9 protein-coding genes and 1 pseudogene are annotated in these 12718 nt (G+C 58.0%); 8 read left to right on the plus strand and 2 right to left on the minus strand.

Going from position 1 to position 12718, the window contains the following annotated elements:
- A pseudogene (locus AC1DSG_RS20215) lies at positions 1 to 195 on the minus strand (hypothetical protein); the annotation flags it as partial.
- A 780-nt stretch (positions 196 to 975) separates the two neighbouring features.
- On the opposite strand from AC1DSG_RS20215, the gene AC1DSG_RS20220 reads away from it, so the two are divergent.
- From AC1DSG_RS20220 to AC1DSG_RS20255, 8 genes are all read left to right on the plus strand, one after another.
- Positions 976 to 2601: an ABC transporter substrate-binding protein gene (locus AC1DSG_RS20220; RefSeq protein WP_477792467.1), complete on the plus strand. Its 1626-nt coding sequence runs from the start codon at positions 976 to 978 to the stop codon at positions 2599 to 2601.
- 306 nt (positions 2602 to 2907) lie between these two features.
- Positions 2908 to 4509: an ABC transporter substrate-binding protein gene (locus AC1DSG_RS20225; RefSeq protein ID WP_477792468.1), complete on the plus strand. Its 1602-nt coding sequence runs from the start codon at positions 2908 to 2910 to the stop codon at positions 4507 to 4509.
- 177 nt (positions 4510 to 4686) lie between these two features.
- A complete protein-coding gene (locus AC1DSG_RS20230; RefSeq protein ID WP_477792469.1) occupies positions 4687 to 6099 on the plus strand; it encodes an OprD family outer membrane porin in 1413 nt (470 codons plus the stop codon).
- A 77-nt stretch (positions 6100 to 6176) separates the two neighbouring features.
- Entirely contained in the window at positions 6177 to 7772 is a 1596-nt protein-coding gene (locus tag AC1DSG_RS20235; protein ID WP_477792470.1) for an ABC transporter substrate-binding protein, read from the plus strand.
- A gap of 72 nt (positions 7773 to 7844) precedes the next feature.
- Entirely contained in the window at positions 7845 to 8855 is a 1011-nt protein-coding gene (locus AC1DSG_RS20240; protein ID WP_477792471.1) for an ABC transporter permease subunit, read from the plus strand.
- 10 nt (positions 8856 to 8865) lie between these two features.
- A complete protein-coding gene (locus AC1DSG_RS20245) occupies positions 8866 to 9777 on the plus strand; it encodes an ABC transporter permease subunit (protein ID WP_477792472.1) in 912 nt (303 codons plus the stop codon).
- A gap of 10 nt (positions 9778 to 9787) precedes the next feature.
- Positions 9788 to 10756, plus strand: coding sequence for an ABC transporter ATP-binding protein (locus tag AC1DSG_RS20250; RefSeq protein WP_477792473.1), 969 nt, complete (start codon positions 9788 to 9790; stop codon positions 10754 to 10756).
- Positions 10756 to 11736 (plus strand): peptide ABC transporter ATP-binding protein, encoded by a 981-nt coding sequence (locus tag AC1DSG_RS20255; protein ID WP_477792474.1) that lies wholly within the window; start codon positions 10756 to 10758, stop codon positions 11734 to 11736. The genes AC1DSG_RS20250 and AC1DSG_RS20255 overlap by 1 nt, the downstream gene beginning before the upstream one ends.
- Before the next feature lie 129 nt (positions 11737 to 11865).
- Here AC1DSG_RS20255 and AC1DSG_RS20260 read toward each other — a convergent pair whose 3' ends face one another.
- Positions 11866 to 12120, minus strand: coding sequence for a hypothetical protein (locus AC1DSG_RS20260; RefSeq protein WP_477792475.1), 255 nt, complete (start codon positions 12118 to 12120; stop codon positions 11866 to 11868).
- Positions 12121 to 12718 lie beyond the last annotated feature (598 nt).

The raw sequence follows: 12718 nt of genomic DNA on the forward strand, positions 1-12718 counted from the left end.
GTGCTGGGACGGCGGGGTTTTTCGGTGTATTGCGACGGGGGTGCTGGGACGGCGGGGTTTTTCGGTGTATTGCGACGGGGGATCGAGGTAATAATCGAGGGCGCGTTTTATGGCTTCGCGGTCTTTGATTAGCGACTCGGTGCGCAAGTCTTCGGCTTCGGGAGTGGTGGGTGGATCGGGGACTGACTTATCCATGGAAAACTCCTACTGATAACGGGAGCCATCTCTTCGCCGGATCTCAAGCGACGAAGAGGTGGCAGCTATGTGCAGAGTGAGATCACCGGAAGTAGGCACCCGGCCAGACCGAAGTCTGCCCGCACACAGCCGCCATAACGCATTTACAGGCAGCAGATAAGCTGGCGCCAATTATGGTGGCATTGGCGCTAGATGAATACTAATTGCCGGGGATCTCACGCCCGGTCGCTGATTTTGCAGCGACAGCCAGAGGTTAGAGACACTGCTTCCTACCCGGCAACCTGAAAAATGCGTGGGAAAGCGCTGTGTTTCTTACACATCGTTAAACACAAAAATGGAACGTGGAGCGTCCCTGGCGGCATTCCCACGCAGGAGCGTGGGAACGATCACTCCGAGGCAGCAGAAAGGGATTTGACGACTACCAGTCCGCCATCGCCAGCAGGCTAGCTCCCATCTTCTTGAGATTCGGATATTCGCGAAATCAACGTATCCCGCCCCAAAACTGTGGGTATAAATAAGTAACACCGCGCTCCAACCGAGCGCACAGAACGTGTCGATTGACCCGCAGAGGTGCACCCGGTTGCACCGAAAAAAACCTGCGCAAACGGTCAAATGCGCCTGGATTTATACATATGCGACATTAAGGTACGTACGTGCCACTGTTTAACGCCTATGCTCGATCAGGATCTTGCATTGGGTACGGCGCCTGCATAAGTATCCGCAGGGTCGGCTCACGAGGTCGTCCTATAATTCCAAAAAAGCCACAATCATGAGGCCACCATGCTTAAAAACGCGGTCATTCCGTTTTTGCTCGGCGCCAGCTTATTAGCTAGCGCACCCTTCGCCCAAGCCGCGACTAACCTGGTGTTCTGCTCCGAAGGGAGCCCGGCCGGTTTCGATCCAGGTCAATACACCACCGGCACCGACTTCGACGCCTCTGCGGAAACCATGTTCAACCGTCTGACCCAGTTCGAGCGCGGCGGCACCGCTGTGATTCCTGGTCTGGCGACCAGTTGGGACATCTCCCCGGACGGCCTGACGTACACCTTCCACCTGCGCGACGGCGTCAAGTTCCACATCACCCCGTACTTCAAGCCGACTCGTGATTTCAACGCCGACGACGTGTTGTTCACCTTTAATCGCATGATTAACAAGGATGACCCGTTCCGCAAAGCGTACCCGACCGAATTCCCGTACTTCACCGACATGGGGATGGACACCAACATCACCAAGATCGATAAAGTCGACGACAAAACCGTCAAGTTCACCCTGAAAGAAGTTGATGCCGCGTTCATCCAGAACATGGCCATGAGCTTCGCCTCGCTCCAGTCCGCTGAGTACGCAGCCCAGCTGCTGAAAGAAGGCAAAGCTGCCGACATCAACCAGAAGCCGGTCGGCACTGGTCCGTTCGTGTTCAAGAGCTACCAGAAAGACTCCAACATCCGCTACACCGGGAACAAGGACTACTGGAAGCCGGATGACGTGAAGATCGACAACCTGATCTTCGCCATCACCACCGACCCGTCGGTGCGTATCCAGAAGCTGAAGAAGAACGAGTGCCAGATCACCCTGTTCCCACGTCCCGCTGACCTGAAGGCGCTGCAAGAAGACAAGACTCTGAAAGTGCCTAACCAGGCTGGTTTCAACCTGGGTTACATCGCCTACAACGTGATGGACAAGGTCAAGGGTCAAACCGATGCAAACCCGCTGGCTGACCTGAAGGTTCGCCAGGCACTGGACATGGCCGTCAACAAGCAACAGATCATCGACTCCGTGTACCAGGGCGCCGGCCAACTGGCCGTGAACGCCATGCCTCCGACCCAGTGGTCCTACGACACCACCATCAAAGATGCGCCGTACAACCCTGAGAAAGCCAAAGAGCTGCTCAAGGAAGCCGGCGTGAAAGAAGGCACCGAAATCGTTCTCTGGGCGATGCCGGTACAGCGTCCATACAACCCGAACGCCAAGCTGATGGCAGAAATGCTGCAGTCTGACTGGGCCAAGATCGGTCTCAAGGTCAAGATCCAGAGCTACGAGTGGGGCGAGTACATCAAGCGCTCCAAAGGTGGCGAAAACCAGGCGATGCTGATCGGCTGGAGCGGCGACAATGGTGATCCGGACAACTGGCTGAACGTGCTGTTCGGTTGCGATTCGCTGGAAGGCAACAACTTCTCCAAGTGGTGCGACAAGAAGTTCGACGGCATCGTCAAGGAAGCCAAGCGCACGACCGATCAGGCCAAGCGCACTGACCTGTACAAACAGGCGCAACACGTCCTCAAAGACGCCGTTCCAATGACGCCTATCGCTCACTCGACGGTGTTCCAACCAATGCGCGACAACGTGCAGGACTTCAAGATCAGCCCATTTGGCTTGAACTCCTTCTACGGCGTAAGCGTTAGCAAGTAAGGCCTTGCAACGGCGACGTTTCTCACGTCGCCGTTGCTTTATCTGCCGACAAAGTAGGAAGTCTCTTACAGCAAATTCCGAAGCGCACTACTGTTGTCGCGTCGGACGCGTTGCCATTTCCTACGAGTCTTTAGGACTCTACGCATTTACTGCCAGACCTACGGTCCCTACCGTCGAGTTCTGACCAGCTCATGCRTGGGCTCTCGGTTTTGCTGCAAGCAGGGTTTGAAATCAATGATCCTCCACGTTCCAGGACGGGACGGCGGCTCATTGTCAAAACACTCGTGAACGATAAGAGGGAGCGTCATGCGCCATACCTTGGTTTTATCCGCATTGCTGGGCACCGGCCTGTTGGCCGCCACTTCCATCACTCAGGCCGCCAATAACAGCCTGGTGTTCTGCTCCGAAGGCAGCCCCGCCGGTTTCGACACGGCGCAGTACACCACTGCGACCGATAACGACGCCGCCGAGCCGCTGTACAACCGTTTGGCAGAGTTTGAAAAAGGCGCGACCAACGTCGTACCGGGCCTGGCCACCAACTGGGATATTTCCGAGGACGGCCTCAAGTACACGTTTCACCTGCGCGAGGGGGTAAAGTTTCATACCACTCCCTTCTTCACGCCGACCCGTGACTTCAACGCCGATGACGTGCTGTTCACGTTTAATCGCATGCTCGACCCCCAACAACCTTTCCGTAAGGCTTATCCGACCGAGTTCCCGTACTTCAACGGGATGAGCCTGAACAAGAACATCGCCAAGGTCGAAAAGACCGGGCCGCTGACCGTGGTCATGACGCTCAACAGCGTCGACGCCGCGTTCATCCAGAACATTGCCATGAGCTTCGCTGCCATCCTGTCCGCCGAATACGCCGACAAGCTGCTGGCCGAAGGCAAACCGAGCGACATCAACCAGAAGCCGATCGGCACTGGCCCGTTCGTATTCAAGAGTTACCAGAAAGACTCCAACATCCGTTACACCGGCAACAAGCATTACTGGGACCCGAGCCGGGTCAAGCTCGACAACCTGATATTCGCCATCAACACCGACGCCTCGGTGCGCGTGCAGAAACTCAAGGCCAACGAATGCCAGATCACCCTGCATCCGCGCCCTGCCGATGTGACTGCACTGAAGAACGACAGCAAACTCCAGCTCATCGAGAAGCCTGGCTTCAACCTCGGTTACATCGCCTACAACGTTCGACACAAGCCTTTCGACCAGCTCGAAGTGCGTCAGGCGCTGGACATGGCGGTGAACAAGCAGAGCATTCTCAACGCCGTCTACCAGGGTGCCGGGCAATTGGCCGTCAACGCCATGCCGCCGACCCAATGGTCTTACGACGAAACGATAAAAGACACCGCCTACAACCCGGAAAAAGCCAAGGAATTGCTCAAGGCGGCCGGCGTGAAAGAAGGCACCGAAATCACCCTGTGGGCGATGCCGGTTCAGCGCCCCTACAACCCAAACGCCAAGTTGATGGCCGAAATGCTCCAGGCTGACTGGGCAAAAATCGGTCTCAAAGTGAAGATCGTCAGCTACGAATGGGGCGAGTACATCAAGCGCACCAAGAATGGCGAACACGACATCAGCCTGATCGGCTGGACCGGTGACAACGGGGACCCGGACAACTGGCTCGGCACGCTTTACAGCTGCGATGCCATTGGTGGCAACAACTACTCCATGTGGTGCGATCCGGCTTACGACAAGCTGATCAAGCAGGCCAAGGTCGTCACTGACCGCGACCAGCGCACCGTGCTCTACCAACAGGCGCAGCAGTACCTCAAACAGCAGGTACCGATCACGCCAGTCGCCCACTCGACGGTCAACCAGCCGTTAAGCACCAAAGTCGAAGGGTTCAAAGTCAGCCCCTTCGGCCGCAACGTGTTCTCGGGCGTCAGTATCGAGCAATAACCGATTAGCCAGAACGCTGGGGGCACATTTGCGCCCTCACGCAAGCGTATTGCCGACATTCCCCACAAGGGCGTAAAGCAAACGTTTGCGAAGCCTTGTTTGCGTTCTAAGCCAAAGAGCCGGATCACCCAATAAGACCGGCATTAAATAAAAAAAAGAAACTGAGGAGCTACACCCATGAAACGGAGCAACAGAGCGATATTGGCCCTGGTCATCAGCAGCATAACCGCCACGGCTTACGCAGAAACCCAGAGCCAGGAATTCACCCCGGTGACGGTCAACACCAAAAGCGCACAAGCCGACGCAACCGGCTTTGTCGAAGGACAGTCGATCACCGGCACCACCCGCAACTGGTATGCCAACGAGCAACTGCACCGCGGCGGCAAATTCACCTATCGCAAAGACGGTGTAGCCACCCCGACGGATCGCCGTATCAACTGGGTTCAAGGCACCATCGTCCGGTACAACTCGGGCTTCACCCAAGGCGCCGTAGGCTTGAGCACTGAAGTGGGTGCCTACAACGAGGTGGCTTTGGAACGTAATCGCAAGAACCTGGCTTCCAACAACGGTGGCGCACCGGGCACCCGTCCGGGCGCGGGCAACAACCGTACCCTGACAAAAGACGGCGGCGACGCCCAAGGTCAGTGGAGCAAGCTGGGGCTGGCCAACGTCAAGGCCCGCGTCTCCAACACCACCCTGACTGCCGGCCGCATGAACTTCAGCAGCCCAATGGTCGATGTCATTGGCAACCGTGCGCTGCCTTCGAGCTTCCAGGGCGTGGCGCTCCACAGCGAAGAGCTGAACAACCTGGCATTCGACCTGGGCACGTTCAATCGCAACTCACCGCGAACCGAAGAGAGCCTGAGTAAATTCCGTACCGAATACTCCAACGGCTTCGTTGAAACCGATCATGTTTACACCGGCGGTCTCACCTTCACACCCTTCGCCAGCCTGACCACCAGCCTGTGGGCGACCCAGGCTGAAGACATCTGGAACCAATACTACTTCGGCGCCAATCACATCCTGGGTGACAGCCAAGTGCTGAGCCTGAACACCGGCCTGAATTACTACAAAACCCAGGAAGAAGGTAAGGCCCTGCTCGGCAACATCGACAACGACACCTACTCCCTGTCGTTCGGCCTGACTCACCGGGCTCATACCCTGACCTTCTCGTACCAGCAAGTGGAAGGTAACGAGTACTTCGACTACCTGCACGAAACCAACGGCATCTACCTGGCCAACTCCCTGCTGTCGGACTTCAACGGCCCGAACGAGAAATCCTTCCAGATCGCCTACGGCCTGAACATGGCTGAATACGGTGTGCCTGGCCTGAAGTTCAACATCTACCAGGCGCGTGGCTGGGACATCAACGGTACTCACTACACCGGCACGGCCTACGACGTGAAGAACATGGACGGCGAACATCATTACGAATACGGCATCGGTTCTACGTACGCGATTCAGAGCGRCCCGTTCCAGGCCACCACGGTTCGCGCGACCTACACCGCTCACCGTTCCAGCGAAAACCAGGGTGACGGCAGCATCAACGAGTTCCGCCTCGTGACCACCATTCCGTTCAACATCCTGTAATGCACCTGCCCAACGGCTGATTCAGTGACGAATCGGCCGCTGGGCTTTTACTTTTAACCGATTGCAGAGGGTTCTTGATGAAAATGCTTACCCTACGTGCGGCCATCACGGCCGCGTTGCTGAGTGTCGCTGTTGGCGTCGCGGCCAAACCCCTGGTGGTCTGCACCGAAGCCAGCCCGGAAGGCTTCGATATGGTCCAGTACACAACTGCAGTCACTGCCGATGCCGTGGCCGAAACCCTCTTCAATCGCCTGGCGGACTTCAAGCCCGGCACCACTGAGGTGATTCCGGCGCTGGCCGAGTCCTGGGACATCAGTGAAGACGGTCTGACTTACACGTTCCACCTGCGCAAAGGCATCAAGTTTCACACCACCGACTACTTCAAGCCGACCCGCGACATGAACGCCGACGATGTGGTCTGGAGTTTCCAGCGTCAACTGGACCCGAACCACCCATGGCACAAACTGTCGAGCGTGGGCTTCCCGTACTTTGAAAGCATGGGCTTCAAGGAACTGCTTAAAAGCGTCGAGAAAGTCGACGACAACACCGTAAAATTCACCCTGACCCGTCGCGAAGCGCCGTTCCTGGCGGACATCGCCATGGCCTTCTCCTCGATCTACTCCGCCGAATACGCCGACCAGTTGCTCAAGACGAACAAGGCCGGCGACCTGAACAACAAGCCAATCGGCACCGGCCCGTTCGTGTTCCAGCGGTACAACAAGGACGCCCAGGTTCGCTTCAAGGCCAACCCGGACTACTTCCGTGGCAAGCCACCGGCTGAAGCCTTGATTCTGGCGATTGCCACCGACAACAATGTGCGCCTGCAAAAACTCAAGGCCAACGAATGCCAGATCGCGCTGTATCCCAAGCCCGATGACATCCCGAGCATCAAGAAGGACCCCCACCTCAAGGTTGATGAGCTGAACGCGATGACCGTTTCGTACATCGCGATGAACACCTCGCACAAATACATGAGCGATGTGCGCGTGCGTAAAGCCATCGACATCGCGTTCGACAAGGCCGCGTATGTCAATGCTTTGTTCGGCAAAGGCAATGCAACCGTGGGCGTCAACCCGTACCCTGACACCCTGCTGGGTTACAACCACGCCCTGAAAAATCCGCCGCGTGATCTGGACAAGGCCCGCGCACTGCTCAAGGAAGCCGGCGTACCAGAAGGCACTACGTTTACACTGTTCACCCGCAACGGCGGAGGTCCAACCAACCCGAACCCGATGCTCGGTGCGCAGATGATGCAGGCTGACCTGGCCCAGGTCGGGATCAAGATCGATATTCGCGTCATGGAATGGGGCGAAATGCTCAAACGTGCGAAAAACGGCGAGCACGATATGGTTTCCGCCGGATGGGCGGGCGATAACGGCGACCCGGACAACTTCCTGACGCCTATGCTGAGTTGCGAAGCAGCCAAGAACGGCGAAAACTACGCGCGCTGGTGCAACGAGAAATTCCAGACGCTGATCGACGAAGCGCGGGCTAAAGTAAATCCGACGGAACGTGCCGCGCTCTACGAGCAAGCCCAGGAGGTTTTCAATCAGGACCAGCCATGGATCAGCATGGCGCACACCCGTATGTTTACTGCAATGCGCAACAACGTAGAGGGCTATCACATTAGTCCCCTTACCACTAATAACTTCGCCACTACCCAGGTGAAGTAGATAAGAAACTACCGGCATTCCTGACCCAGGAATGCCGGGCACGCCTAACCGGCTGATGAGGTACACCAGAAGATGTTTAGTTTTATTGCCCGCCGATTGGGGTTATTGATCCCCACGTTCTTCGGCATCACCTTGCTGACTTTCGCGTTGATTCGCATGATTCCTGGTGACCCCGTAGAAGTCATGATGGGCGAACGTCGAGTCGACCCCGAAATGCATGCTCAGGCAATGGAACGCCTTGGTCTGAACAAACCGCTGTATGCCCAATACCTGGACTACATCGGCAAACTGGCCCACGGCGACCTTGGCGAATCGCTGCGTACCCGTGAAAGCGTGTGGACCGAATTCACATCTCTATTCCCGGCGACCCTGGAACTGTCCATGGCCGCGCTGCTGTTCGCCGGTATCCTGGGCCTCCTGGCCGGGGTGATCGCGGCACTCAAGCGAGGATCCCTGTTCGACCATGGGGTGATGGGCGTCTCCCTGGCGGGATACTCGATGCCGATCTTCTGGTGGGGCCTGATCCTGATCATGTTCTTCTCGGTGAGCCTGGGCTGGACCCCGGTGTCCGGGCGGATCGACTTGCTCTATGACATCGAGCCGCGCACCGGCTTCATGCTCATCGACACGCTGCTGGCCGATGACGTCGGCGCATTCTTGGATGCCCTGCATCACTTGATCTTGCCAGCCATCGTGCTGGGCACCATCCCGCTGGCGGTTATTGCGCGGATGACCCGTTCCTCGATGCTCGAAGTACTGCGTGAAGACTACATCCGTACCGCCCGCGCCAAAGGCCTGTCGCCGTCGCGCGTGGTGTTCGTGCACGGTCTGCGTAATGCGCTGATTCCGGTACTAACCGTGGTCGGCCTGCAAGTCGGCACGCTGCTAGCCGGTGCGGTTCTGACCGAAACCATCTTCTCGTGGCCCGGCATCGGCAAATGGCTGATCGAAGCCATTGGCGCCCGAGACTATCCAGTCGTGCAAAACGGCATCCTGTTAATCGCCTGCCTGGTGATCGTGGTCAATTTCGTAGTCGACATCCTCTACGGCTTTGCCAACCCACGCATCCGTCACCAGCGCTGAGATCATGACCATGACCACTCCAACTCCAGCGGTAGCAGTCGATCAAAGCCTGCTGTACCCGTCCCCGTACAAAGAATTCTGGCACGCGTTTTCCCGCAACAAAGGCGCCGTCGCCGGGCTGATGTTCATGTTGCTGGTGATTTTCTGCGCGATCTTCGCGCCGTGGGTTGCCCCGCATAACCCGAGCGAACAATACCGTGACTTCCTGCTGACCCCGCCAGCCTGGCTGGAAGGTGGGCAATTGCAATTCCTGCTCGGCACCGATGAACTGGGTCGCGACCTGCTTTCCCGGTTGATCAACGGTTCGCGCCTGTCCCTGCTGATTGGCTTGTCGTCGGTGGTGATGTCGCTGATTCCGGGGATTCTCCTAGGTCTGTTCGCCGGGTTCTTCCCGCGGATTCTGGGTCCGACCATCATGCGTCTGATGGACATCATGCTGGCCCTGCCGTCCCTGCTGCTGGCCGTGGCGATCGTCGCCATCCTCGGCCCTGGCCTGATCAACACCATCATTGCCATCGCCGTGGTTTCGTTGCCGTCCTATGTTCGCCTGACCCGCGCCGCGGTGATGGGCGAATTGAACCGCGACTACGTGACCGCCGCGCGCCTGGCCGGTGCCACGCTGCCACGCCTGATGTTCGTTACCGTGCTGCCCAACTGCATGGCGCCGCTGATCGTTCAGGCCACCTTGAGCTTCTCCTCGGCGATTCTCGATGCCGCCGCACTGGGCTTCCTCGGCCTTGGCGTACAACCGCCAACCCCGGAGTGGGGCACCATGCTGGCTTCGGCTCGCGACTACATCGAACGCGCCTGGTGGGTGGTAAGTCTGCCTGGTTTGACCATTTTGCTCAGCGTGCTGGCAATCAACTTGATGGGCGACGGCCTGCGCGATGCGCTGGACCCGAAACTCAAGAACGCCGCCTGAGGAGATTCAAATGTCACTGTTAGAAATCAAGAATCTCAACGTTCGCTTCGGCGACAAAAACGCCGTTCCGGTGGTCGACGGGCTCGACATTACCGTGGACAAGGGCGAAGTCCTGGCCATCGTTGGCGAGTCGGGTTCGGGTAAATCCGTGACCATGATGGCGCTGATGGGCCTGATCGAACATCCAGGGATCGTCACGGCCGACGCGCTGAATTTCGACGGCAAGAACATGCTCAAGCTCAGCAACCGTCAGCGCCGGCAAATCGTCGGCAAAGACCTGGCCATGGTCTTCCAGGACCCGATGACCGCGCTTAACCCGAGCTATACCGTCGGTTTCCAGATTGAAGAAGTGCTGCGCCTGCACCTGAAAATGTCCGGCAAGGCTGCGCGCAAGCGTGCCATCGAGTTGCTGGAAAAAGTGGAAATCCCTGGCGCCGCGAGCCGTATGGACGCCTACCCGCACCAGCTGTCCGGCGGTATGAGCCAGCGTGTCGCAATCGCCATGGCGATTGCCGGCGAACCGAAACTGCTGATCGCTGACGAACCGACCACCGCACTGGACGTAACGATTCAGGCGCAGATCATGGACCTGCTGCTGGCGTTGCAGAAAGAGCAGAACATGGGCCTGGTGCTGATTACCCACGACCTCGCGGTCGTGGCTGAAACCGCCCAGCGCGTGTGCGTGATGTACGCCGGCCAAGCGGTTGAAGTCGGTCAAGTGCCACAGCTGTTCGACATTCCGGCGCATCCGTACAGCGAAGCATTGCTCAAGGCGATTCCGGAACACAGCCTGGGTGCCACGCGCCTGGCCACACTGCCGGGCATCGTTCCAGGTCGTTATGACCGTCCGCAGGGTTGCCTGCTGTCGCCGCGTTGCCCGTACGTGCAGGAAACCTGCCGTCAACAACGCCCAACACTTGACCCGAAAAGCCACAGCCTTGCCCGCTGCTTCTACCCGCTGAATCAGGAGGTGGCGTAATGGCCGTCGTACTTACCGCCCGCGACCTGACCCGTCACTACGAAGTGTCCCGTGGCCTGTTCAAGGGTCATGCGACCGTACGCGCGCTCAACGGTGTGTCTTTCGAACTGGAAGCTGGCAAAACCCTCGCCGTTGTAGGCGAGTCGGGCTGTGGCAAATCTACGCTCGCCCGTGCGCTGACGCTGATCGAAGAGCCGTCCTCCGGCTCCTTGAAAATCGCCGGCCAGGAAGTCGCAGGTGCCGACAAGGCCCAACGCAAGCAACTGCGCAAAGACGTGCAGATGGTGTTCCAGAGCCCGTACGCCTCGCTGAACCCACGGCAAAAGGTCGGTGACCAGCTCGGCGAACCGCTGCTGATCAACACCAACCTGAGCGCCTCCGAACGTCGCGAAAAAGTCCAGGCGATGATGAAGCAGGTGGGCTTGCGTCCTGAGCACTACCAACGTTATCCGCACATGTTCTCCGGCGGTCAGCGCCAGCGGATTGCTTTGGCTCGCGCGATGATGCTGCAGCCTAAAGTGCTGGTCGCGGATGAACCGACCTCGGCTTTGGACGTGTCGATTCAGGCGCAGGTGCTGAACCTGTTCATGGATTTGCAGCAAGAGTTCAACACCGCCTACGTGTTCATCTCCCACAACCTGGCCGTGGTGCAACACGTTGCCGATGACGTGATGGTGATGTACCTCGGTCGCCCGGTGGAAATGGGTCCGAAGAACGACATCTACGAACGCCCCCTGCACCCATACACCCAGGCGCTGTTGTCGGCCACGCCGACCATTCACCCGGACCCGAACAAGCCGAAAATCAAGATCGTCGGCGAGTTGCCTAACCCGCTGAACCCGCCGTCCGGCTGCGCTTTCCACAAGCGCTGCCCGTACGCCACCGAGCGCTGCAGCACTGAAGAGCCGGCCCTGCGCCTGCTCGATAGTCGCCAAGTGGCTTGCCATTACGCCGAGCAGTTCCTGGACGGCGCGGCATAAAAATGTGGGAGTGAGCCTGCTCGCGATAGCGCCCTTTCAATCGACATTGATGTCGACTGACCTGACGCCTTCGCGGGCAAGCCCGCTCCTACAGGTGTATCGCAGAAGTGGTGTTATTTTGTGGGGCCGTTAGGACATGCTGTCACCTTCATCATCGTCGGTGTCCGGCTCTTCAGTAGTCGAATCGTCATCGCCCTTGCTACCACCCTGATCTAGGTCCCCAGGCTCTGAATCGCCCTTGGCGATCATCTGGCCAGTGTGCGTCACCTGCCCGCTCGACGCTTGTTCACCATGGTCCGGACACTCTGCCCACGCCGCCGACATACCCACGCACAACATCACTAAAACCTTAAGCAACAGCACAATGCGTTGAAAAATGCTCATAGCCGAATCCATCCTTTTGGGGGTGACGCTTGGGCGCCTGACTGACGCTGAGTGAAATCTAGTTCCGATCAGCGTGGTTCTCCAGATAAGACGCTGACGAGGCGGTGGAAATACCTGTGATCGGCAGATTGGTTTTGAATAACCGCTATCTCGAATCGTTATTGCCCTCTGTGGGAGCGAGCCTGCTCGCGATGCTTTTTTTGATCGTTCCCACGCTCTGCGTGGTAACGCCTCAATGGACGCTCTGCGTCCGCTTCTGGGACGCGGAGCGTCCCGGGCGGCATTCCCACGCGGAGCGTGGGAACGATCTAACAGGGATTTGCATCAGGATCGAGTAGGAGGCGGGGTTGCCCCCGCCGTCCTCTCACACCACCGTACATACGGTTCCGTACGGCGGTTCCTGCCTACTGACAAACAACGTAAGCGAGCTTGGTTCCGTTGATGTGTCGCCTGTGGTATCTAAGCGCCCAGACCGGCCCTCGGAGCTTCCGGCTCCTACCTCCTGATGGTCTCGACCCCCGCTACGCGGAGTTTCTGCTTTACGCTCCAACAGAGATCACACCCGACTATCCACTCATGGCAGGTTCAGCCCTTGATT

This window comes from Pseudomonas sp. P5_A12 (genome assembly GCF_056400685.1).